General features: G+C 71.7%; 21 protein-coding genes. 18 read left to right on the forward strand and 3 right to left on the reverse strand.

Annotated elements, in window-relative coordinates:
• Window positions 1–9 precede the first annotated feature (9 nt).
• Window positions 10–282, reverse strand: coding sequence for a hypothetical protein (locus E2170_RS03445; RefSeq protein WP_132999234.1), 273 nt, complete (start codon window positions 280–282; stop codon window positions 10–12).
• Between the two features lie 172 nt (window positions 283–454).
• Between E2170_RS03445 and E2170_RS03450 the strand changes: the two genes are divergently transcribed.
• From E2170_RS03450 to E2170_RS03480, 7 genes are all read left to right on the forward strand, one after another.
• Window positions 455–940 carry a pyridoxamine 5'-phosphate oxidase family protein gene (locus E2170_RS03450; protein WP_132999235.1) on the forward strand — a complete coding sequence of 162 codons (486 nt, stop codon included), beginning with the start codon at window positions 455–457 and terminating at the stop codon, window positions 938–940.
• 9 nt (window positions 941–949) lie between these two features.
• Entirely contained in the window at window positions 950–1,945 is a 996-nt protein-coding gene (locus E2170_RS03455) for a ligase-associated DNA damage response exonuclease (RefSeq protein WP_132999236.1), read from the forward strand.
• Entirely contained in the window at window positions 1,945–3,651 is a 1,707-nt protein-coding gene (locus tag E2170_RS03460) for an ATP-dependent DNA ligase (RefSeq protein WP_132999237.1), read from the forward strand. The genes E2170_RS03455 and E2170_RS03460 overlap by 1 nt, the downstream gene beginning before the upstream one ends.
• The gene (locus E2170_RS03465) at window positions 3,648–6,176 is read left to right on the forward strand and encodes a ligase-associated DNA damage response DEXH box helicase (RefSeq protein WP_132999238.1); all 2,529 of its coding nucleotides are present in this window, start codon (window positions 3,648–3,650) and stop codon (window positions 6,174–6,176) included. The genes E2170_RS03460 and E2170_RS03465 overlap by 4 nt, the downstream gene beginning before the upstream one ends.
• Window positions 6,160–6,837, forward strand: coding sequence for a ligase-associated DNA damage response endonuclease PdeM (pdeM, locus tag E2170_RS03470; RefSeq protein WP_132999239.1), 678 nt, complete (start codon window positions 6,160–6,162; stop codon window positions 6,835–6,837). Before E2170_RS03465 ends, pdeM begins: the two co-directional genes overlap by 17 nt.
• Window positions 6,838–6,891: 54 nt before the next feature.
• Window positions 6,892–7,404 carry an ROK family protein gene (locus tag E2170_RS03475; protein WP_132999240.1) on the forward strand — a complete coding sequence of 171 codons (513 nt, stop codon included), beginning with the start codon at window positions 6,892–6,894 and terminating at the stop codon, window positions 7,402–7,404.
• A 148-nt stretch (window positions 7,405–7,552) separates the two neighbouring features.
• Window positions 7,553–9,373 carry a DUF885 domain-containing protein gene (locus E2170_RS03480; protein WP_132999241.1) on the forward strand — a complete coding sequence of 607 codons (1,821 nt, stop codon included), beginning with the start codon at window positions 7,553–7,555 and terminating at the stop codon, window positions 9,371–9,373.
• 51 nt (window positions 9,374–9,424) lie between these two features.
• Here the strand turns inward: E2170_RS03480 and E2170_RS03485 are convergent, their stop codons facing one another.
• Window positions 9,425–9,883 carry a BON domain-containing protein gene (locus tag E2170_RS03485; protein WP_165942139.1) on the reverse strand — a complete coding sequence of 153 codons (459 nt, stop codon included), beginning with the start codon at window positions 9,881–9,883 and terminating at the stop codon, window positions 9,425–9,427.
• Window positions 9,884–10,035: 152 nt separating this feature from the next.
• Here E2170_RS03485 and E2170_RS03490 point away from each other — a divergent pair, with 152 nt between their 5' ends.
• The 4 genes from E2170_RS03490 (at window position 10,036) to E2170_RS03505 (ending at window position 14,165) form a co-directional block, all read left to right on the forward strand.
• On the forward strand, window positions 10,036–10,428 hold the full coding sequence (locus E2170_RS03490; RefSeq protein WP_132999243.1) for a DUF6165 family protein: 393 nt from the start codon (window positions 10,036–10,038) through the stop codon (window positions 10,426–10,428).
• A complete protein-coding gene (locus E2170_RS03495) occupies window positions 10,428–11,402 on the forward strand; it encodes an NAD(P)H-quinone oxidoreductase (RefSeq protein WP_132999244.1) in 975 nt (324 codons plus the stop codon). The genes E2170_RS03490 and E2170_RS03495 overlap by 1 nt, the downstream gene beginning before the upstream one ends.
• Before the next feature lie 97 nt (window positions 11,403–11,499).
• The gene (locus E2170_RS03500) at window positions 11,500–12,720 is read left to right on the forward strand and encodes a putative DNA modification/repair radical SAM protein (RefSeq protein WP_132999245.1); all 1,221 of its coding nucleotides are present in this window, start codon (window positions 11,500–11,502) and stop codon (window positions 12,718–12,720) included.
• Window positions 12,720–14,165 carry a UdgX family uracil-DNA binding protein gene (locus tag E2170_RS03505; RefSeq protein WP_132999246.1) on the forward strand — a complete coding sequence of 482 codons (1,446 nt, stop codon included), beginning with the start codon at window positions 12,720–12,722 and terminating at the stop codon, window positions 14,163–14,165. The genes E2170_RS03500 and E2170_RS03505 overlap by 1 nt, the downstream gene beginning before the upstream one ends.
• 84 nt (window positions 14,166–14,249) lie before the next feature.
• Here the strand turns inward: E2170_RS03505 and E2170_RS03510 are convergent, their stop codons facing one another.
• Entirely contained in the window at window positions 14,250–15,425 is a 1,176-nt protein-coding gene (locus E2170_RS03510; protein ID WP_165942140.1) for a porin, read from the reverse strand.
• Between the two features lie 185 nt (window positions 15,426–15,610).
• Between E2170_RS03510 and E2170_RS03515 the strand changes: the two genes are divergently transcribed.
• The 7 genes from E2170_RS03515 (at window position 15,611) to E2170_RS03545 (ending at window position 23,396) form a co-directional block, all read left to right on the forward strand.
• Window positions 15,611–19,297 carry a class I SAM-dependent DNA methyltransferase gene (locus E2170_RS03515; protein WP_132999248.1) on the forward strand — a complete coding sequence of 1,229 codons (3,687 nt, stop codon included), beginning with the start codon at window positions 15,611–15,613 and terminating at the stop codon, window positions 19,295–19,297.
• Between the two features lie 67 nt (window positions 19,298–19,364).
• Window positions 19,365–19,937, forward strand: coding sequence for a putative periplasmic lipoprotein (locus E2170_RS13865; protein WP_207914908.1), 573 nt, complete (start codon window positions 19,365–19,367; stop codon window positions 19,935–19,937).
• Window positions 19,938–20,230: 293 nt separating this feature from the next.
• Complete coding sequence (locus E2170_RS13980; protein ID WP_243708038.1) at window positions 20,231–20,407, forward strand: hypothetical protein; 177 nt, start codon at window positions 20,231–20,233, stop codon at window positions 20,405–20,407.
• A 261-nt stretch (window positions 20,408–20,668) separates the two neighbouring features.
• Window positions 20,669–20,824 (forward strand): hypothetical protein, encoded by a 156-nt coding sequence (locus E2170_RS13750; RefSeq protein ID WP_165942141.1) that lies wholly within the window; start codon window positions 20,669–20,671, stop codon window positions 20,822–20,824.
• A 67-nt stretch (window positions 20,825–20,891) separates the two neighbouring features.
• Window positions 20,892–21,785, forward strand: coding sequence for a restriction endonuclease (locus E2170_RS03535; protein ID WP_132999251.1), 894 nt, complete (start codon window positions 20,892–20,894; stop codon window positions 21,783–21,785).
• On the forward strand, window positions 21,782–22,222 hold the full coding sequence (locus E2170_RS03540) for a GNAT family N-acetyltransferase (protein WP_132999252.1): 441 nt from the start codon (window positions 21,782–21,784) through the stop codon (window positions 22,220–22,222). Before E2170_RS03535 ends, E2170_RS03540 begins: the two co-directional genes overlap by 4 nt.
• Before the next feature lie 73 nt (window positions 22,223–22,295).
• Window positions 22,296–23,396, forward strand: coding sequence for an alpha/beta hydrolase (locus tag E2170_RS03545; protein ID WP_243708039.1), 1,101 nt, complete (start codon window positions 22,296–22,298; stop codon window positions 23,394–23,396).

Here is a 23,396-nt window from a genome sequence, read left to right on the forward strand (position 1 = left end):
GCGGCAGGTTCAGTCGGCGCGGGCGGCCTGCCGGCGGCGGAGCAGCAGCCCCGCTTCGCCCACCACTGCCGTCAGCAGGATCAGCGCGTTGGTGACGATGAACACCCAGTTGTCCAGCAGCCAGCTGTAGACCACGAAGCCCGTCGACGCCGCGATCTGGCCCACGAACAGCCAGCGCGATACGCCCTTGGCGTCCTTGTCGCGCCACTGCGTGACGATCTGCCGGCTGAGGGTGGCGAGCAGGATGGCCGAAGCGGCCCAGCCGATGATGTCCGGATTCATGGACGGGCCTGCCTTTCGGGGCGACGGAGGCGGCGATCATCCGGCAGGCCCGGTCCGCGCCAGGTGAACGGTCCGCCGCGCGACGGCCGCCCCGGCCGTCCGGGTGCCTTGCCAACGTCGCTGTCACCCGCCGGATGCTTGCATATGGGTCCCCCCGCAGCTGGAGCACGCCATGACCGATCCCCGCGAACTCGAAGAAAAGTTCTGGAAGGCGCTGGAAAGCGACCGCACCGTGATGCTCGGCCTCGACGGCCAGGAGGACGGCCACGCGCGCCCGATGACCGCGCAGGCCGAAGGGCGCCGCTCGCCGATCTGGTTCTTCACCTCCTCCGACAACCAGCTGGTCCGGCAGCTGGGCAGCGGCAGCGGGCGCGCGATCGCCGGCTTCGCGTCCAAGGGCCATGACCTGTTCGCGAGCATCCGCGGCAACCTCCGCGTCGACACCGACCGCGCGGTGGTGGAGCGGCTGTGGAACCCCTTCGTCGCCGCCTGGTACGAGGGCAAGGAGGATCCGAAGATCCGCCTGCTGCGTCTGGACGCGGAAGACGCCGAGGTCTGGATCGACGCCAACAGCATGCTGGCCGGCGTGAAGATGCTACTCGGCATCGATCCGAAGAAGGACTACCGCGACAAGGTCGGCGACGTCGACCTGCGCTGAGCGGGCGCGATGACGGCGGGCGACCTGGTGGTGGCCACGCCGGACGGGCTGTACTGCCCCGCCGGCGACTTCCACATCGACCCCTGGCGACCGGTGCCGCGGGCGGTGATCACCCACGGCCACGGCGACCATGCGCGCGGTGGCATGGGCTGCTACCACGTGGTCGCCGAGGGCCTGCCGATCCTGCGCTGGCGCCTGGGCGAGCAGGACTACCGCGTGCACGCCGCCGGCGAGCGCTTCCGCATCGGCGGCGCCACGCTGTCCTTCCACCCCGCCGGCCACGTGCTGGGGTCCAGCCAGGTGCGGATCGAGGCCGGCGGCGAGGTCTGGGTGGCTTCGGGCGACTACAAGCGCGACCCCGATCCCACCTGCGCACCGTTCGAGGTGGTGCCCTGCGACGTCTTCATCACCGAGTCCACCTTCGGGCTGCCGGTCTACCGCTGGCCGGCGGCCGCGGACGTCGCGCGCGACATCGTGGCCTGGCGCGAGGAGTGCGCGGCGAACGGCGAGGCGGCGATCCTGTACTGCTACGCGCTGGGCAAGGCGCAGCGGGTGCTGGCCGAGCTGGCCGCGCACACCGCGCGCCCGGCCTTCGTGCACGGAGCGATCGATGCCGGCGTGGAGGTCTACCGCGCGGCCGGCATCGCGATGCTCGACACGCGCCGCGTGGCCGACGAGGCGCGCGGCGCGGACTTCGCCGGCGAGCTGGTGATCGCGCCGCCCCAGGCCGCGGGCAGCCCGTGGATCCGGCGCTTCCGCCGCGCCCAGCAGGGCTTCGCCTCGGGCTGGATGCGGATCCGCGGCAACCGCCGGCGGCGCAACTACGACCGCGGCTTCGTGGTGTCCGACCACGCCGACTGGCCGGCGCTGCTGCGCACCGCGCACGAGACCGGCGCGCGCCGCGTGATCGCCACCCACGGCGACACCGACGCGCTGGTGCGCGTGCTCAACGACCAGGGCATCGAGACCGGCACCTTCGCCACCGGCTACGGCGAGGACGACTGATGCAGCGCTTCGCCGCCCTCTACGAGCGGCTCGACCGCAGCACCGGCACCGCTGATCGCCGGCGCGCGCTGGTGGACTACTTCCGCGACGCGCCGCCGCGCGATGCCGCCTGGGCGCTGTGGCTGCTGTCGGGTGGCAAGGTGGGCGGCGCGCGCGCCAGGATCGCCTCCACCGGCGAGCTGCGCGCCTGGGTGGGCGAAGAAGCCGGCCTGCCGGACTGGCTGGTCGAGGCTTGCCACCACCAGGTCGGCGACCTCGCAGAAACCCTCGCACTGCTGCTCGACGATCCGCCGCGGGGCTCGACCGCTACCACGGCGGCGGACGTTGCGGACCAGGCGGGTGGACCGGGCCTGGCCGACTGGATCGAGACGCGCCTGGCCCCGGTGGCCAACGCGGAGCCGGACGTGCGCCGCGCGGTGGTGGTCGAGGCCTGGCGCGCGCTCTGTTTCCGCGAACGGCTGGCCTTCAACAAACTGCTGACCGGCGCGCTGCGCGTGGGCGTGTCACAGGGCCTGGTGCAGCAGGCCCTGGCCGAGCTCTCGGGCGTGGACATCGCCCTGATCGCGCAGCGCATGCTGGGGCGCTGGACGCCGGATGCCGGCTTTCTCGCGCGCCTGCTTTCGCCCGAGGCGCAGCCCGGTGACGCCGCGCTGCCCTATCCCTTCTTCCTCGCCTCGCCGCTGGACGGTGGGCCCGAGGCGCTGGGGCCGGTCGGCGACTGGCTGCTCGAGTGGAAGTGGGACGGCATCCGCCTGCAGCTGATCCGGCGCCCGGGCGGAATCGCGCTGTGGTCGCGCGGCGAGGAGCGCATGGATGGACGCTTCCCGGAGATCGAGGCCGCCGCCGCGCGCCTGCCGCGTGACTGCGTGATCGACGGCGAGCTGCTGGCGTGGATGCCCGGCGGCGATGCGCCGATGCCCTTCAGCGCGCTGCAGACCCGCATCCAGCGCCTGAAGCCGGGGCCGAAGTCGCTCGCCGCCGCGCCGGCGCGCGTGCTGGCCTACGACCTGCTCGAACTGGATGGAGAAGACCTGCGAGCGCGTCCGCTGCGGCAACGGCGGGCGCTGCTGGCGGAGCTGCTCGGCCAGGCCGGCGGAGCAGGGCCTGTGCAGGCGGCGCGCGAGGGCGCGGGCGCGCTGGATGCGGCGGACCCGGCGGATGCGCCGCGCATCGCGCTGTCGCCGCGGGTGGAGGCGGCCGACTGGACGCAGGCCGCCGCCCTTCGCGAGGCCTCGCGTGCCCGCGGCGTCGAAGGCCTGATGCTCAAGCGCCTCGACTCGCCCTACCGCCATGGCCGCCGGCGCGGCGACTGGTGGAAATGGAAGGTCGACCCGCTGAGCATCGACGCGGTGCTGATCTACGCACAGTCGGGCAGCGGCCGCCGCAGCACGCTGTTCACCGACTACACCTTCGGCCTCTGGGATGGCGAGGTGCTGGTTCCGGTGGCCAAGGCCTATTCCGGCCTGGACGATGCCGGGATCCTGCGGCTGGACCGCTGGATCCGCGCGCATACGCGTGAGCGCTTCGGCCCGGTGCGCTCGGTGGATCCGGTGCAGGTGTTCGAGCTCGGCTTCGAGGGCGTGAACCGGTCCACGCGGCACAAGTCCGGCGTGGCCGTGCGCTTCCCCCGCATCCTGCGCTGGCGCGAGGACAAGCCGGCCGAGGAGGCCGACCGCGTGGACGCGCTGCGGGCGCTGGCACGGTGAGCGCGTCCGGAGGCGCAGCGCGGCCGTCGCGCACCGGCACCGATGCACGTCCCCGGGCGCGCACGCGGGCCGATGCGCCGCTGGCGCACTGGTTCGCCGGGCAGGGCTGGAAGCCGGCACCGTTCCAGCGCGAAGCCTGGCGGCGCTACCTGGCCGGCGGATCCGGCCTGCTGGTCACGCCCACCGGCAGCGGCAAGACCCTGGCCGCGCTCGGCGGGCCGCTGCTCGAGGCCCTTCGCCTGGGCGACGCGCCTGCGCGGAAGCGCCGCGCCGCGGGTGCACCGTCGCGCCTGCGCCTGCTGTGGATCACGCCGTTGCGCGCGCTGGCGGTGGACACCGCGCGTGCGATCCGCGCGCCGGTGGAGGCGCTCGGCATTCCCTGGACCGTGGCCATGCGCACCGGCGACGCCAGCGCGCGCGACCGCCGCCTCGCCCGCCAGGGCCAGGCCGAGGTGCTGGTGACCACGCCGGAATCCTTCGCGCTCGCGCTGTCCTATCCCGATGCCGCCGCCCTGCTCGGCGGGGTGCGCGCGGTGGTGGTGGACGAGTGGCACGAGCTGCTCGGCAACAAGCGCGGCGTGCTGCTGCAGCTCTGCCTCGCGCGCCTGCGTGCCATTGCCCCCGCGCTGCGCACGTGGGGCCTCTCGGCCACCCTGGGCAACCTGGAGGAAGCCCGCGACGTGCTGCTGCCTGGACAGCCGGACGCGCCGATCCTGTCCGCGCCGCGTCCACGCCGGCTCAGCCTGGAAACCCTGCTGCCCGGCGAAGGCGAACGGTTCCCCTGGGCCGGACACCTCGGCCTGTCGCAGCTCGAGCGGGTGGCGGCGGTGCTGCAGCGCGCGCGCAGCAGCCTGCTGTTCACCAATACCCGCTCACAGGCCGAACTCTGGCACCGCGCGCTGCAGGCGGTCTGGCTGGACGATCCCGCCACGCTCGCGCTGCACCACGGGTCGCTGGATGCGTCGCTGCGTGCCGAGGCCGAGGCCGGCCTGCGCGACGGCCGCGTGCGCTGCGTGGTCGCGACCTCGAGCCTCGACCTCGGCGTCGATTTCCCGGCGGTGGACCAGGTGCTGCAGGTGGGCAGCCCCAAGGGCATGGCACGCCTGGTGCAGCGCGGCGGCCGCGCCCGCCACCGCCCCGGCGAGGCCGGGCACGTGGTCTGCGTGCCGACCCATGCGCTGGAGCTGGCCGAATACGCGGCCGCGCGGGTGGCCATCGACGCCGGGCGCATCGAGGCGCGCACGCCGCCGCGGCTCTCGCTCGACGTGCTGGCCCAGCACTGCGTCACGCTCGCGCTCGGGGGCGGCTTCGACGCCGATGCCCTGCTCGGGGAGGTGCGCGGCACGCATGCCTTCGCCGGACTGCCCGACGCGGCATGGCAGGCGGTGCTCGACTTCATCGTGCGCGGCGGCAGCGCGCTGGAACACTATCCCGACTACCGCCGGGTGGTGCGCGACGACGACGGCCGCTACCGCGTCCACGACCGCCGCGTCGCGTTCCGCCACCGCCTGTCCATCGGCACCATCACCAGCGACGGCAGCGTGCAGGTGCGCTTCGCCAAGGGCGGCGCGCTCGGCGCGGTGGAGGAGTCCTTCGTTTCGCGCCTGCGCCCGCGCGACCGCTTCCAGTTCGCCGGGCGCACCCTGGAACTGGTGCAGCTGCGCGACATGACCGCCTATGTGCGCCTGTCGAAACAGCGCGACGGCAGCGTGCCGCGCTGGCAGGGCGGGCGCATGCCGCTGTCGAGCGAGCTGGCCGCGGAGGTGGAGGCGATCCTGGCCCGGCCCCCGGAGAGCGCGGAGATGCGCGCGCTCGCGCCGCTGCTCTCGCTTCAGCAGCGGCTGTCCGAGCTTCCGACTCCGGGCCGGCTGCTGGCGGAGGCGGTGAAGACGCGCGAGGGCTGGCACCTGTTCCTGTTCCCGTTCGCCGGACGCGCCGTGCACGAAGGCCTGGCGCCGCTGCTGGCGCTGCGCTGGGCGCGCGAGCGGCCCAACACCTTCGCCTGGGCGGTGAACGACTACGGCCTGGCGCTGAGCGCGCAGGCCGAGGCCTGGCCGGACGAGGCGCTGCTGGCGCGCCTGCTCGCCGTCGACGGCATGGTCGATGACCTGCACGCCAGCCTCAACCTGGCCGAGCTCGCGCGCCGCCAGTTCCGCGAGATCGCGCGCGTGTCCGGCCTGCTCGCGCCTTCGCTCCCGGGGCGCGCGATCCGGTCGCTGCGCCAGCTGCAGGCCTCCAGCAGCCTGCTGTTCGACGTGCTGCGGCGACACGACCCCGGCCACGTGCTGCTCGCCCAGGCCGAACGCGAGGTGCTGGAGTCGCAGCTGGAGGCGGTGCGCCTGCGCGCGGCGCTGGAGCGCTGCGCCCGGCGCCGGCTGGCGCTGCACCGGCCGCGCGGGCTGACGCCCCTGGCTTTCCCGCTGTGGGCGGAGTCCTTGCGCGGCCAGCTCAGCACAGAGGACTGGCGCACCCGCGTGCGCCGGGCGGCCGAACAGCTGGAGGCGCGCCATGCACGCCGCGCTTGACCTGGAGCTGGCCGGCGAGCACATGCAGCTGATGGCCGACCGGGCGCTGTACTGGCCCGCGCGCGGCCGCCTGCTCATCGCCGACCTGCACCTGGGCAAGGGCGACATCATGCGTGCGGCCGGCATCGCCGTGCCCAGCGGCGGCACCGGCCACGACCTCGCTCGCCTGGACGCGCTGCTGCGCAGCACCGGCGCGCGCGAACTCTGGGTGCTCGGCGACTTCCTGCACGGGCGCCGCCACGCGCGCTTCGAGACGCAGTGGCGTCGCCTGCTGGCCGCCCACCCCGGCTGCAGCGCGGGCGTGGTCGCCGGCAACCACGACCGCGCCCTGGTGCCCGACGCCGCCGGGGTGGTGCACCTGCCCGAAGACGTGCACGACGGTCCGTTCCGGTTCCGCCACCATCCGCTGCCGGCGGCGGGCGGCGAGGGCGGCCCCGGAGCGGGCCACGTGCTGTGCGGACACGTGCATCCGGTGGCCGCCCTGCCGGGACTGCCGGGGCGCTGGCCGGCGCTGGTGCTGGAGCCGGGGCAGACCATCCTGCCGGCCTTTTCGGCCTTCACCGGCGGGCGCCTGCTCGACGATCGCCAGGCTTGGATCGCCTGTGCGCACGGCGAGTTCGCCGGTCACCGCGACGCGCCCTGGCGGCGCGCGCCGCCTTGACCGCGGCGCGACGGCAGCGCGGCTGGCGTGGGCCGTCGGCGGAAGGAGCGGGGCATGGCGCAGGGCGGGGTTTTGCGGGAAGGCGGCACCCGGCGCCGTGCCGGCCATGCCACCCGGCGCGCGCATGCCACTGGCCCGCGCGACCCGTTCGGAAGCACGCCCACCACCGGGCTCGGCAAGCGCGAGATCGACATGGTGCTGCTGGGCGGCGATCCCGACGCCGCGCACGTGGTGCACCTGGCGGTGGCGGCGCACGCCCGCACCCGCGGCATCGACCTCGCGCCCTTCGTGGGCATCGCCTGCCCCGGCGAAGTCGACACGCGCGGCCATCTGCGCTGCGGCGCGCAGAACCTGCCCGGTGACTGGGAGGCCGAAGACTTCTTCCCTGCCCAGGCGCTGCGCGCCTGGCTGTCGCCGGTCAAGGGCCGCGTGCCGCGCGTGCTGCTGCACAACGACGCCGTGGTGCAGGGCCTGAGCGAGCGGCCGCGCATGCGCGCCGCGCGGCGCTGGGGCGTGCTCACCATCGGCACGGGCCTGGGCAACGCCTCGTACTCGAACCCGGGGTAGCGGCCATGGCGCGGGTTTCGCCGCGCGCAAGCCCCGGGAGGCAGGTGGCCGCGCTGGCGGCGTTCGCGGAGAATCCGGTGGGCCGCCGCTGGCGGTCCCATTCCCGAGCGGCGCCCGCGCGCCGGCCTGATCGCGAGGAGAGCAGCAGATGCCGATCCGTCCCCATCGTTCACTCCTGCACCTTCCGGTGCTCGGCCTGGCCCTGCTGGCAGCCTCCGCCGGTCTGCCCGGCGCGGCGCTGGCGCAGTCCGGCGACGCGCCCGCGGCCGTGGCCACCGGTGCGGATGCGGCGGCGGCAGCGGCGTCGGAGGCACTGCACGCGATCTTCGCCGCCGACGCCGAGTGGCGGCAGCGCGAATACGGCTATGCGCTGGTGGACGGCCGCTGGCGCCAGTCCGGCCGCCTGCCGTCGGTGACGCCGGAGGCCTGGGACGGGCGCATCGCCTACTGGTCGCGCACCCTGGCCGCGCTCGATGCGATTCCGGTCGACGCCCTGTCGCGCGAGGACCGGATCAACCTGGCCGTGTTCCGCACCACCATGGACGCGAGCCTGGACAACGCCCGCCGCCGCACCTGGGAGGCGCCGTTCAACAGCGACACCTTCTTCTGGGCCGGTTTCGCCCCGCGCCAGCCCTGGCATACCGAGCAGGAGTGGCGCGACTTCATTTCCCGCCTGGCGGACCTGCCGCGCCACTTCGACGAACAGATCGCCAACATGGAGCGCGGCCTGGCGCGCGGCTGGAGCGTGCCGCGCGCATCGCTCGGCGGCCGCGACAACACCATCGTGCCCTACACGCGCGAGGACGCGGCCAACCCGCTGCTCGCCGCCTTCGACACCATCCCGGCCGGGATCCCGGCCGAAGCGCGCGCGCGGCTGCGCGAGGAAGGCCGCGCGGTGGTGCTCGGCCAGGTGGTCCCGGCCTACCGTGGGCTGCTCGCCTTCATGCGCGAGGACTACCTGCCGCGCACCCGCACGAGCATCGCCGTCACCGCGCTGCCCGACGGCGAGGCCTTCTACCGCGCCCAGATCCGCGAGTACGTGACCCGGGACATGGACCCGCGCGTGATCCACGAGCTCGGCCTGGCCGAGGTGGCGCGCATCACCGCGGAGATGCACGAGGTCATGGCGCGCGCCGGCTTCGAGGGCAGCTTCGAGGAGTTCCTGGCCTACCTGCGCTCGGATCCGCAGTTCTACGCCGACACGCCGCGCGAACTGCTCGCCACCGCGGCCTACGTGGCCAAGAAGGTGGACGGCCAGCTCAAGCACGTGCTCGGCACCCTGCCGCGCTACCGCTTCACCATCCTGCCGGTGGCCGACGACATCGCCCCCAACTACACCGCCGGCCGCGGCGGCCTGGACGCCTGCTGGTTCAATACCTACGACCTGCCGTCGCGGCCGCTGTACAACCTGCCGGCGCTGACGCTGCACGAGTGCTCGCCGGGCCACAGCCTGCAGGCCGCGCTCGCGCTCGAGGCGCCGGAGCGGCCGGCCTTCCGCCAGAGCACCTATTTCTCCGGCTATGGCGAGGGCTGGGCGCTGTACACCGAGTGGCTGGGCACGCAGATGGGCATCTACGAGACGCCCTACGAGGACTTCGGCCGGCTGAGCTTCGAGATGTGGCGCGCGGCGCGCCTGGTGATCGACACCGGCATCCACGCCTATGGCTGGAGCCGCGAGCAGGCCATCGAATACCTCGCGCGCCACGCCGCGCTGTCGCGCGCGGACATCGAGAACGAGGTCGATCGCTACATCTCCTGGCCGGGGCAGGCGCTGTCGTACTACATCGGTTACCGCACGATCCGCGACCTGCGCGAAGAGGCCGAGCGCGAACTCGGCGCGGACTTCGACCAGCGCCCCTTCCACGACGCGATCCTCGCGCTGGGCTCGGTGCCGCTGCCGGTGCTGGAGGAGGAAATGCGCGGCTTCATCGCCAGCCGCAGGCAGGCGCGCAGCGCAAGCCGCGACTGAACGCAGCGGAGCCGGCGCCACGCCCGGGCGCCGGCTCCGCGCGGACCAGGCTCAGGCCAGGGGTTCTGCGGTGGCGCCGGAGGCGAAGCCGGCCGTGGCCGAAGGCCCCACGCGCAGCGCGTTGTCGACGTCGCGCACGCCGGTGCAGGCGTCGGCCAGGTCCTCGGCCAGGCGCTTCATCAGCCGGTGCGGCACGCTCCCCGACAGCTTGACCACGCCGTCCTGCACGCTGACGTCGATGTTGCTGGCGTCCAGCGCGTCGCTTTCGGTGAGGGCGTCGCACACGTCCTCGCGCACGCGGGCGTCGTCGCGCCGGTAGCCGCGCGGACCGATGCCGCGGTAGCCGTGCGCGGACACGCCGGCGCCGGCGGCGCGGCCGAGGTTGAACTCCTCGCGCTTCTCGCCCAGCCAGTCGCGGGCCGCGCCCACGCAGCGGCCGCCCAGCTTGAGGGCATCGCGGGCGACATCGCGGAATTCATCGGCCGCATGGCCAGTGGTGGTGCGGGTCATCGTCATGCCTCCGGTGCGGTCACGGGCGCGCGGTGCGCCCCTCGGCCCCAGTCTCGGCCGGGCTGTGTTCACGCCGCGTCATGCCGCGGGCTTGCCGCTTCCGGCCCACGGCACGAAGATGACGGCCCCCCATTCCGGAAGCCGCGACCGGCATGCAGACCATCTCCGTCCCCGTGTCCGTCGGCGAACTGGCCGACAAGCTCTCGATCCTGCACATCAAGTCCGAGCGCATCGACGACGCCGGCAAGCGCGCCCACGTGCTGGTGGAACTCGAAGGCCTGCGCCCGATCTGGGAGCGGGTGGTGGCTGCCAACCCGGCCCTCGCGGAGGAATACGATCGCCTGAAGGCGGTCAACGAGCAGATGTGGGACGTGCAGGACGGCCTGCGCGCCCGCGAAGCGGCGAAGGCCTTCGACGACGGCTTCATCCAGCTGGCACGCGCGGTGGCCGTGCGCAACGGCGAGCGGGTGGCGATCAAGAACGGCATCAACCGCATGTCCGGCTCGGCCTTCATCGAAGAGAAGCAGTACCAGGGCGGCGGCTGATGGACGCCTCGATGCAGGCCATCGGCATCCGCGGCGGCAGCGGACCCGCCGGGGCGCTTGCGCTCGAGGAGGCGGCGCGGCCGGTGCCGGGGCCGGGAGAGCTGCTGGTCCGGGTGCGTGCCGCCGGCGTGAACCGGCCCGACATCCTGCAGCGCGAAGGACACTATCCGCCGCCGCCCGGTGCGCCGGAGCGCCTGGGCCTGGAGGTGGCCGGCGAGGTGGTGGTGGGAGCGGGCCGCTGGGCGCCGGGGGACCGCGTCTGCGCGCTCCTGGGCGGCGGAGGCTATGCTGGCTTCGCGGTGGTGGATGCGCGGCACGCGCTGCCGATCCCCGCAGGCCTGGATTTCGTGCGGGCCGCGGCATTGCCCGAAACCGTGTTCACCGTGTACTCGAGCGTGTTCATGCACGGCCGGCTGGCCGCGGGCGAGACCCTGCTGGTGCACGGCGCCACGTCGGGCATCGGCGTCGCCGCGATCCAGATGGCGAAGGCCGCCGGCGCGCGCGTCATCGCCACCAGCCGGGGTGCGGAGAAGGCGGCCGCGGCGCGGCGCCTGGGCGCGGACATCGCCATCGACAGCACGGCCGAGGATTTCGGCGCGGCCGCGATGGCGGCCGGTGGCGTGGACGTCGCCCTCGACATGGTGGGCGCGCCCTATCTCGGAGCCACGCTGGATGCGCTGAACCAGGATGGTCGCATCGTCTACATCGCCGCCCAGGGCGGCGGCACGCTCCAGCTGCCGCTGGCGACGCTGATGCGCAAGCGCGCGGTGGTCACCGGCTCGTTGCTGCGGCCGCGCAGCGCCGACGAGAAGGCCGCGCTGGCCGCCGAGGTCGAGCGCGTGGTCTGGCCGTGGATCGAAGCCGGACGCGTTCGCGCCGTGGTGGATCGGACCTTCCCGCTGGCCGAAGCCGCCGCGGCGCACGCCTGGCTGGAGAGCGGCCGGCACGAGGGCAAGGTAGTGCTGCTGCCCTGAAGACCGATGCAGCGAGGGTGGGTAAGCAACCCTCGCCGCTCCGCGCATTCAGTTGGCCGTCTCGGATTCCGAGACGCGCGCCTGCCAGCATCGCGCGATGCAACTCGCCGAAAAACTCGCCGTCCTGGCCGATGCGGCCAAGTACGACGCCTCCTGCTCCTCGAGCGGCGGCGCCAGGCGGGACTCGCGCGGAAGCGGCGGCATCGGCTCCAACGAAGGCACCGGCATCTGCCATGCCTACGCCCCCGACGGCCGCTGCATCTCGCTGCTGAAGATCCTGCTCACCAACTTCTGCATCTACGACTGCGCCTACTGCATCAACCGGCGCAGCTCCAACGTGCAGCGCGCCCGCTTCGGCGTCGACGAAGTGGTGCGGCTGACCATGGACTTCTATCGCCGCAACTACATCGAGGGCCTGTTCCTGTCGTCGGGCATCATCCGCTCCGGCGACTACACCATGGAGATGCTGGTGGAAGTGGCGCGGCGGCTGCGCGTGGAGGAGCGCTTCCGCGGCTACATCCACCTGAAGACGATTCCCGACGCCTCGCCCGAGCTGCTCGCGGCCGCGGGCCGCTGGGCCGACCGGCTCAGCATCAACGTCGAACTGCCGACCGAGGGCGGGCTCAAGGCGCTGGCGCCGGAGAAGGACGCACGGGACATCCGCCGCTCAATGGGCCGGCTGCGCCTGGGCATCGAGGAGGCGAAGGCCGAAAAGAAGGCGCCGCGCTTCGCGCCCGCCGGCCAGAGCACGCAGATGATCATCGGCGCCGATCCCGCCACCGACCGCGACGTGCTCGAGACCAGCAGCACGCTGTATGCGAGCTACGGGCTCAAGCGCGTCTACTTCTCCGCCTTCAGCCCGATTCCCGACGCTTCGCGCGCGCTGCCGCTGCGGCCACCGCCGCTGATGCGCGAGCACCGCCTCTACCAGGCCGACTGGCTGATGCGGTTCTACGGCTTCGACGTCGGCGAGATCGCGCCCGCGGGCAACGACGGCATGCTCGACCTCGACATCGATCCGAAGCTGGCCTGGGCGCTGCGCCACCGCGAGCAGTTCCCGGTCGACCTCGACACCGCGCCGCGCGAGCTGATGCTGCGGGTGCCGGGCCTGGGGGTGAAGACGGTGCGGCGGCTGCTCGCGATGCGCCGCCATCGCCGCCTGCGCTACACCGACCTGGTGAAGCTGGGCGTGTCGGTGACGAAGGTGGCGCCGTTCGTGTCCACGCTCGACCATCGCCCGCGCGCCGACGTCGACGGCGCGGTGCTGCGCGCGGCGGTCGCGCCGCCGCCGAAGCAGCCGGACCTGTTCGGCCACTGATGCAACGCGTCGAACTCGCCGATGGCGCGGACCTCGCGCAGTGGCGGGACGCGGCGCGCGCGCTGCTGGCCGACGGCGTGCCGCCCGAGCAGGTGTTGTGGCAGGTCGGGGCGCAGCGCGACCTCCTGGGCGAGGTGGGCGACGCGATGCGCCGCGGCGGCTCGCCTGCCGGCCTGCGCGTCCCGCGCGACTTCCTCGACCTGGCCGGCCTGGTCGTCGCCCACGCCGATCCGCGCCGCCACGCGCTGCTCTACCGGCTGCTCTGGCGCATCGCCCGCGGCGAGCGCGCGCTGCTCGCGATGGCGACCGACGACGACGTCGCCTGGGCGCGGCACGCGGCGAAGGCGGTCAGCCGCGAGAAGCACAAGATGAAGGCCTTCGTCCGCTTCCGCGAGGTGGTGGACGGCGAGGGCAGCGTCTACGTGGCCTGGTTCGAACCCGAGCACGACGTGCTGCCGCAGGTCGCGCCGTTCTTCGTGCGCCGCTTCGCGGGCATGCGCTGGTCGATCCTGACGCCCGCGCGCAGCGCGCACTGGGACGGCCAGGCGCTGCACCTGGGCGAGGGCGCCCGGCGTGGCGACGCGCCCGACGGCGATGCGCTGGAAGACCTCTGGCGCGTGTACTACGCCAACATCTTCAACCCCGCGCGCCTGAAGGTCGGCGCGATGGTGAAGGAGATGCCGGTGCGCTACTGGAAGAACATGCCCGAGGCCGCGCTGATCCCGGCGCTTGTGCGCGATGCCGGCGCGCGCATGCACGCGATGGTCGACGCCGCCCCGACCGTGGCGCGGAAGGCGTTCCCGGCACCGCGCGACACGCCCGGCGCACGTGCCGCCGCGCCTGTCGGCGCGTCGCCCGGACTGCCGGCGATCCACGCATCGGTCGCCGCCTGCCGCGCCTGCCCGCTCTGGGCGCCCGCCACCCAGGCCGTGCCCGGCGAGGGGCCGGCGGACGCGCGCATCATGGTGATCGGCGAGCAGCCCGGCGACCAGGAGGATCTGGCCGGCCGTCCGTTCGTCGGGCCGGCGGGACAGTTGTTCGACCGCGCCCTGGCCGAAGCGGGGATCGACCGCGCCACGCTCTACCTCACCAACGCCGTGAAGCACTTCAAGTTCAGGCCCGCCGGCAAGCGCCGCCTGCACGTGCGCGCGGACGCGACCGAGCAGGCCGCTTGCCGGCCCTGGCTCGAGGCCGAGCTCGCCGCGGTGCGGCCGCGCATGGTGCTGTGCCTCGGCGCCACCGCCGGGCAGGCGCTGCTGGGCCGCCGCTTCGCGCTGCTGTCCGGACGCGGACGCTGGTACCGCCTCGACGACGGCCTGCGGGTGCTGCCGACCGTGCATCCCTCGTGGCTGCTGCGGCTGTCCGATCGCGAACGCCCCGATGCCTGGCGCGGGTTCATCGCCGACCTTCGCCTGCTGGGATCGGCGGACGGGCGATCGTCGTGAACACGCCCTGACACCGCTCGGGAGCGTCCCATGGGCCTGCTGGTCGACGGCAAATGGCACGCACCTGACACCTCCTGGCGCGCGTCAGAAGCGGTAGGTCGCGCGCAGGTACAGGTCGTCGTCGCGCCGCGGGCGGGCGGCGGCGGCCGGCAGGTCGATCTCCCTGCGGCGGCGCAGGCGTGCATCCAGCTGCCATTCGGGCGTCGCCTGCCAGACCCAGCGCACCTCGGCCAGTTCGTCGTTGGGCCGGAAGTCGCTCGACAGCAGCCAGCCGTCGGCGACGCGACCGTAGACCAGCCCGACGTCGTGGTCGGGCAGGATGTCCATGAGGTTGAGCGAGGCCTGCCAGGACAGCGCCTCGGCGCGGCCGGTGCCGGTGTTCATCGCCTCCCGGCGGGGCGTGTCCGGTGCGTAGCCCAGCTCGCCACCCAGCCGCAGCGTCGTGCCGCGCGCGCCCAGGGGCCACGCCGCGGTGGCCTTGGCGGTCACCGCCAGGTAGTCCCGGGTCCGCGGATCCGTAACGCCGTAGGGATGCAGCGCCGACGGCAGCCAGTTGAGCGTCACCATCCGCTGCACCAGCGGCCCGATCGCGGTCTTCGACTCCACTGCCGCGAACACGCCGATGCGCGAGTCGCCGTCGCCGAACGCCAGCGGGCGCCGTAGCGTGCCCGTCGGCCCGCGGCGGTCGTTGTGGCGGACGATGAGGTGCGTGGTCCAGTCCTCGCTTGGGCGCCACTGCAGCCAGGCGCCGTCGGTCCAGGTGACGTCGAAGTTGGTGCTGTCGTTCTGGTCGAGCGACTTCTTCATCACGTCGTCCAGGCCCCAGGCAGCCTGGAAGCGGCCGATGCGCAGGCTCCATGGCGCCTCCGCGGGCCGGTACTCCAGGTAGGCCTCGTCGACGGTGGCCTGGCCGTTGGCGAGTCCGGTCGGATCGGGCGCGTAGGTGCGCATCCAGAAGGTGTCGTCGTCCTGCTCGCTGTCGAGGCGCGCCGCGATGCGGCCGCTGGCATGCCAGCCGCCGCCGAGGTCGCCGCGCAGGCGGAACCGCACGCGCGCGCGGAAGCTGTCGGCATCGGACTCGCCCCCGCTGCGGGCGCGGGTTTCGGAGGCGACGTAGCCGAAGCGCACGTCGCCGCTTGCCCGCCAGGTGTCGCCGGCGTGGGCGGTGCCGGCGACGAGCAGAAGCGTCGCGCCCAGCACGGGCAGCAGGCGCGGCGTCCGGGTGGGATTTCGTGCAGGGCACGTGCAGTGCGGGAACATGGGGGCCTCCGGACGTGTCTCGCGCCGGACCAGGGCGACCGTCCGGAGCATGCACCGCACGATGCGCCCATCTCGACCGGGGCACCTTGACCGCGGTCAAGCGGAGCGCCGTGCCGCAGGTCCGGTCTCCCGCGCCGAAGCGGTATGCTTGACCGTACGCAGGACGCGCAGTGCAAGGGGGGCGCGTGCAGGACGCAGTACAGACACCGGCCGCCGATACGGCCGCCGCAAACGCGGCCGCGGACGCCTTCATCGACCGCTGGCAGGGCGTCACCGCCTCCGAGCTCTCGACCTCGCAGAGCTTCCTGATCGACCTCTGCCGCCTGCTCGAGGTGGAGGTCCCGCACCCCACGCCCGAACAGGACTACATGTTCGAGCGCCCGATCACGTTCCGCCACGGCGATGGCGGCCGCAGCGCCGGACGCATCGACCTGTACCGCCGCGGCGCCTTCGTGCTCGAGTCGAAGAAGGTGCGCCTGGGCGCGCATACCAAGGGTTTCGACGACGCCCTGCTGCGCGCCCGCAGCCAGGCCGAGGCCTATGCCCGCGCGCTGCCCGCCGACGAGGGCCGGCCGCCGTTCGTGGTGGTGGTGGACGTCGGCCAGCGGATCGAGCTGTATTCCGAGTTCAGCCGCTCCGGCGGCACCTACGTCCCGTTCCCGGACCCGCGCAGCCACCGCATCGCCCTGGCCGACCTGCGCCGCCCGGAGCTGCGCGAGCGCCTGCGCCGCGTCTGGACCGACCCGCTGGGCCTGGACCCCAGCCGCGAATCCGCCCGCGTCACCCGCCAGATCGCCGACCGCCTGGCCACGCTGGCGCGCAGCCTGGAGCAGGGCGGCTTCGATGCCGAAGCGGTGGCCCAGTTCCTGATGCGCTGCCTGTTCACCATGTTCGCCGAGGACGTGAAGCTGCTGCCGGCCCACAGCTTCCGCGACCTGTTGGCCCGCCATGGCGACACACCTGATGTGGCCATGCGCATGCTCGCCCAGCTGTGGCGCGACATGGACGCCGGCGGCTTCTCCGCCGTGCTGGCCGGCAACGTGCTGCGCTTCAACGGCAAGCTGTTCAAGCAGCCCGACACCCTGCCGCTGGACACGGCCCAGATCGCCCTGCTGCTCGACGCCGCCCGCGCCGACTGGAAGCACGTGGAGCCGGCCATCTTCGGCACCCTGCTGGAGCGCGCGCTGAGCCCGAAGGACCGCCACAAGCTCGGCGCCCACTACACCCCGCGCGCCTACGTCGAGCGCCTGGTGCTGCCGACCGTGATCGAACCGCTGCGGCGCGAATGGAGCGACGCCCAGGCCGCCGCCGGCACCCTGGCCGACGAAGGCAAGGCGGATGACGCGATCGCCGAACTCAAGCGCTTCCACCACCGCCTGTGCACCGTGCGCGTGCTCGACCCCGCCTGCGGCTCGGGCAACTTCCTGTACGTGACGCTGGAGCACCTGAAGCGCCTGGAAGGCGAGGTGCTCAACGCGCTGGACGAACTCGGCGACCGCCAGACCGGCCTGGCCCTGGGCGGCGAACGCGCCGACGCCGCCGCCGGCGAGACCGTCGACCCGCACAACCTGCTGGGCATCGAGCTCAACCCGCGCGCCGCCGCGATTGCCGAAGTGGTGCTGTGGATCGGCTACCTGCAGTGGCACTACCGCACCCGCGGCGACGTGCACCCGCCGCAGCCGGTGATCCGGGATTTCCGCAACATCGAGAACCGGGACGCGGTGCTGGCGCATGACGGCGTGGAGTTCGTGACCGACGAACGCGGCGTGCCGGTGACGCGGTGGGACGGGGAGACGATGAAGGTGTCGCCGGTGACGGGGGAACTGGTGCCGGACGAAGCGGTGCGGAGGCCGGTGGAGCGGTATCTGGATCCGAGGAAGGCGGCGTGGCCGGAGGCGGATTTTGTGGTGGGGAATCCGCCGTTTATTGGTGGCTGGCGACTTCGCTCCGCGCTCGGCGACGGCTACGTGGACGCATTGTGGTCCGTGTATGCAGACATGCCGCCCAAAGCCGACTACGTGATGTTCTGGTGGGACAGAGCCGCGGAAGCTGTCCGGGCAGGCAAAGCCAGTGCTTTCGGATTCATCACCACCAACAGCATCTCGCAGGTGTTCCAGAGACGAGTTATCGACAAGCACGTCACCGCGAGATCGAACCCTTTGAACCTGGCCTTCGCACTGCCTGACCATCCGTGGGTGGATGCGAGCGACGGCGCTGCTGTCCGGATCGCCATGACCGTGGGTCGCGCAGACGGGTCGACCGGCAGGCGTGTGGAAGTCATCGCCGAAACGGAAGAGGCGGAAGACGCAGGGGTGACGTTGTCGGGCCGTAGCGGCGTGATCAACTCCGACTTGTCATTAGGCGCCGACGTCGCATCGGCTCGCCGACTGCAATCGAATGGCGGACTGTCGTCGCCAGGCGTGCAGCTTTATGGGTCGGGCTTCATCGTGGATCGTGAACTCGCTGGGAGGATGCTCGAAGACGTCATGGATGAGGGCGCACGGCGCGTTGTGCGGCCATACGTCAATGGTCGCGACCTGATGCAGGTTTCCCGCGACGCATTCGTGATCGACTTCTTTGGGCTGGAACGCGAAGAAGCGGCGCGACTGCATCCGATGGCGTATCAGCGTGTGCTCGATTACGTCAAGCCGGAGCGTGACCTGAACCGTCGAGCGGCGATTCGGGACAAGTGGTGGCGATTCGGCTGGGAGCGTCCCGTCATGCGTGCCGCGATGGAGGGCCTCGGTCGATACATCGCGACCGTCGAGACGGCCAAGCACAGGATTTTCAGTTTTCTCGGCGATAAGACGCTGCCGGACAACATGCTTATCACCATCGCAAGCGACGATGCGGTCGTCCTTGGCGTGCTGTCCAGCAAGGTCCACACCACATGGGCGTTGGCAGCCGGCGGTCGTCTCGGTGTCGGCAACGACCCGCGATACAACAAAACACGCTGCTTCGATCCTTTCCCTTTCCCCGACCTCGACTCGGCCGACAAGTTCGGTGGCCCGATCAGCTACGCCCTTGAAGACGAGAACAGCCGTCCGGGCGAGTTCACAACCCTCGGCGAGTACCCCTCCGACCGCATCCGCAACCTCGCCGAACAGCTCGACGCCCACCGCAAGCGCCAGCAGGCCGCGCATCCCGGCCTGACTCTGACCGGCATGTACAACGTGCTGGACAAGCTGCGCAGCGGCGAGGTGCTGACCGCCAAGGAGCGCACCATCCACGAGCAGGGCCTGGTCTCCGTGCTGCGCCAGCTGCACGACGAGCTCGATGAGGCCGTGCTCTACGCCTACAACTGGGGCGACCTGATTCCGCTGCTGCGCGTCGCCCACGGCAACGAGTCGCCCGACACGCTGCAGCAGCTCGCCGATGCGGAACGCGACCTGCGACCGACCGAGCGCCATGTCGATGGCGGCCCCGCATCCACGCGTGAGGAAGCGAAGCGCGCCTTCGATGAAGCCATCCTCGAGCGCCTGGTCGCCCTCAACGCCGAGCGCGCCGCGGAGGAAGCCCGCGGCCACATCCGCTGGCTGCGGCCGCAGTTCCAGAATCCCGACCTCCCGCGCGAGCGCGAACCCGAGCAGGCCGACTTCGCCTCCGGGCGTGCCGCGGAGCAGCGCGATACGGGCGACGACTCGGCGCCTGTACTTGCGGGCAAGCCCCAGCCTTGGCCCAAGGACACGGTCGACCAGGTCCGTGCCGTCGCCGACGTCGTCACCGCCAGCCCGGTGCCGCTCTCACTCGATGAGATTGCCGCGCGGTTTACTGCGCGTGGCCCGTGGAAGAAGCGCCTGCCAAAGCTGGTGGAAATGCTGGTGGCGCTGGGGCGAGCGCGGGAGCAGGACGGGGGTTATGTATCCGGGTGAATCCCGCCGAGGACGATTCCGGAAAGAGCGCCGATTGACCAATTTCAATCCAACAGGGGGAGTAGCAATGAAGAAGTATTTCTGGGCGATTCTTGCGGTTCTGGCCATGACGGGCTGTGCGTCGAACCCGCCGCTGAATTTCTCGGTGCCGAACGTTGGTCATGTGCAGACCAAGATCGACGCCGACATGAGGTCTTTGACGGTATCGCTGGCGCGTCCGGACGAGGCCACGGGAAAGATTCCGGCTGCTGCGCAGCACGAAGTTCCGCAGATGTGGCAGGCCGCTTTGACGGAAGCCTTGAACCGGATGGCGATCTTTTCCGACGAATCGGCTCGCAAGGTCAGCCTCTCCGTCAAGGTTCTCGAACTCGATGTTCCCGCCTTTGGAGCATCCATGACCACCCGGACCACGGCACGGTATGAGCTGATCGACCGCAAGGACGGTTCAATCATCTACACCCAGGATGTGTCCGCTGAAGGCGTGGTGCCTGCCGGCTACGCCTTCGCTGGCGTGATCCGCGCGCGCGAGTCGATCAACCGTTCGGTCCAGAACAACATCGGACAGTTCCTGCAGGCGCTGGAAACCGTGGACGTGACTCGACCCATGTTCCCGGCGAACGAAGCGGCCGTCTCGCCATGAAGTTCCCAGTCGCTGTCCTGTGCGTCCTGCTGGCTGCCGCATGTACGCCAAACGTGCGACCGGACAGCTATTCCGTGGGAAGTGTCGGCCAGGTCAATCGGTCGGTTGGAGGCGTTATCGTCAGTTCCCGGGTTGTCCACATCGACGGCTCCCGGGGTGGGGGAGCCATGGCGGGCGGTGCAGCGGGTGCAGTGGCCGGCTCCCAGATTGGTGGCAGCGATGCCGCAGGAGCCGTGGGTGCCATTGGTGGACTGGTGGTTGGCGCGGTTGCCGGCGCCGCCATGGAGCGCGGTGTGTCTTCGCAGGAGGGACGGGAATACGTGGTCGAAACGTCCAATGGCGCGCTGATGACCATCGTGCAGGGCGAGCAGCCAGCGCTGGGCGTCGGGCAGCGCGTCCTCGTGCTGTATGGCAACCCGGCGCGGGTCATTGTCGACCCGCGGCATCCGCAGCCCGTCGCCTCCGAGTAGGGGCGCTGCCTTGGACACCTTGGAGAGCAGGGCGATACCTCCGAACGCGGTCCGGCCGGACGGCCCGCTGACCTCGCCCCGAAGCTTCGGGGTGTACGAGCTGCCCGCCTCGGCGACCGGGACGAGGCGATTCAGATACGGAAACCATCCCGTGCGCATGCACGAGCTGGAAGGGGAGTTCGGCAGCTGCACGCTCCGGCACCTGTTCCTGCGCCGGGAAGATGCCGGCTCCATGGCCGCACAGCTGAATCGGGAAGGCCCATGAAATTCACTATGGACGTCGAGCGCTTCGACGGGCGCGAGGACGACTACCTGAAGTTCTGTACCGTCGACCTGGAAGCGCTCGAGCGCGACCTGGCGAGCCGTTATTCACGGCCGGCAACGTACTGCCGGCAATGCATGGAGAAGGGGGAGTAGGGATGGCAAGGGCAGACGCCACGGTGGAAGAACTCGTAAAAATGATTCGCTCGAGGTCTGACGCCCCATGAGTTCTTCGGGAGGACGAGGCTGGGGACGTCCAGCCGTCCGCAACCGCCGCTACGATCGCCTTTCAGCGCTGGATCCACTCGAGTTCGAGCGGGTGGTGGCGGACTACTACCGGCGCATCGGCTTCATGGTGGAACACCGCGGCACCGGGGGAGTCGGGGGGAGGTTCGATGGCGGCATCGACCTGAAGATGTACCGCGATGGACGGTGCATCGTCGTCCAGTGCAAACGGGAGAACGCGCGCCAGGTCACGCACAACGTCGGCCACGAACTCCTGGGGATCATGCTCACGGAGAATGCGGATCAGGCCATCGTCGTCAACACCGGCGAGTTCACGCCCTATGCGTGGGAAAGTGCGCGCAAGGACCCGCGCCTGCAGCTCATCGATGGCGACAAGCTGCGCGAGATGCTCCCCGAGTACGCCGTAGTCGATGTCCCCGCTTCCGGCAGTCCGCATGGCAGGGCGCCGCTCGATTGGCCGCTGTCCGGGCCATTGTCCCGGCCTGCCCCGGGTAGCGTCAGGTATGGCGCCGCACGCAATGAGAGGGACTCGAACGGCGTCAAGGCGCTGGTCGCACTTGCGTTTTTGGTCACGGTCGTTGTCTGGCAATGCTCGTCCCGCTCCGATCCCGAGCGCGTGGCATCGCCTGAGCCGGCGGCGCCGATGGTCGAGCCGCGCGCAGTCCATCCGCAGAACCGTTCAAGGCCCGAAGTGCCTCAGCCCGACAGCACGCCGGTGGCGAATCCCTCTCCCGGGATCGACGCCCGCGAAGCGCAGCGCAGGGCCGACGAGGCGATGAGGGTCATCCAGGACACGACGCCAGAACTGGGGCTTCTGCCGGATCCGCACGCGGTCTACCGGGACCACGATCCCGCCCCCCGCGCTCGATGACACTCCGCCTCCGTCCCGCCACCGCGCACGACCTCGCCTTCTGCGAACACCTCAGCCGCACCAACATGGCCGGCTACCGCGCCGCGCGCGGCACCGCCTGGGATCCCGAACGTTTCCGCGCCAGCTGGGCGGAGTTCGAGAACCTCATGATCCTGGCCGGCGACGAGGCGGTCGGGATATTGCGGCTGCTGCCTGAAGGCGAGGCGCTGGGCCTGCGCGATCTGCAGGTGGTGCCGGGACGCCATCGCCAGGGCATCGGCGGCTGGGCGGTGCGGCAGGCCCAGGCGATCGCCCTGCAACGCGGCCACCCACGCCTGCAGCTTCGCGTGTATGCGGAGAACCCGGCGCGGGCGTTGTACACGCGGCTCGGCTTCGTGGTCGAGGCGGAGGCCGGAGACACGTTCCACCTGGCGTGGTCGCCGTCACGCGTGGCGTGACCATCGGGGCTGTTGCAGCTCCTCAGGGTGCAGGGACAGTAGGGCCACTGCTTCGACGCAAAGGAACCAGATGATGACGCGCCTGTCCGCCGCCCTGCTGCTCCTCGCACTCCCCGTCCTCGCCCACGCCCAGCCGGCCTGTCCCACCGGCGAATCCTTCGACAAGGCCCGCGCCGTGGTCGCCGACCTGCAGCGCATCGTCACCCCCGCCGGCGTGCAGGACACCTACGCCGAGCGCATCGGCGGCATCGAGCAGTGGATCCAGGTGCGCGGCAAGGACCGTGCGAACCCGATGATCCTGTTCGTGCACGGCGGGCCGTCGTCGCCGGCGATGCCGAGCGGGTGGCAGTGGCAGCGGCCGGTGGAGGAGTTCTTCACCATCGCCCACTACGACCAGCGTGGCGCCGGCAAGACCCACCGCGCCAACGATCCGGACGCGGTGGCCGGGGACATGGCCATCAATCGCTTCGTCAGTGATGCCATCGAGGTGGCCGAGCACCTGCGCGCGCGCTACGGCAAGGAGAAGCTGGTGCTGGTCGGGCACAGCTGGGGCACGGTGGTGGCGATGCACGCGGCGCTGCGGCGGCCGGACCTGTTCCACGCCTACGTCGGCATCGGCCAGGTCATCGACACCCGGCGCAACGAGCGGCTGAGCTTCGAGTACGGGCTGGAGCGGGCCCGCGCGGACGGCAATGCCGCGGCGGTCGCCGAGCTGGAGTCGATCGCGCCCTATCCGGGCGATGCGCCGATCACCCGCGATCGCATCATCATCGCGCGCAAGTGGCCGCAGCACTACGGCGGCCTCAATGCGTACCGCGACGCGGAGCAGGACTACTACTACGGCGCCTCGCTGCTGGCGCCGGACTACGACTGCGAGGACCGGCGCGCCTTCTTCGCCGGCAACGTGTTCACGCTCGAACACGTGCTCGACGAGTTCCTGCAGGTGGATTTCAGCGGCGTGCGCGAGTTCCCGATTCCGGTGGTGATGTTCCTCGGCCGCCACGACTACACCACGCCCTCGGCGCCGACCGCGGAGTGGCTGGACCAGGTGCGGGCGCCCTACAGGCGCGCGGTGTGGTTCGAGCACTCCGCGCACATGATCCCGTGGGAAGAGCCGGGTCGGACGCTGCTGGCCCTGCTGGAACACGTGCGGCCGCTGGCGGTGGAGCCCTGA

Origin of the sequence: Luteimonas arsenica (assembly GCF_004352825.1) — a bacterium.
In the GTDB taxonomy this organism is placed as follows: Bacteria; Pseudomonadota; Gammaproteobacteria; order Xanthomonadales; family Xanthomonadaceae; genus Luteimonas; species Luteimonas arsenica.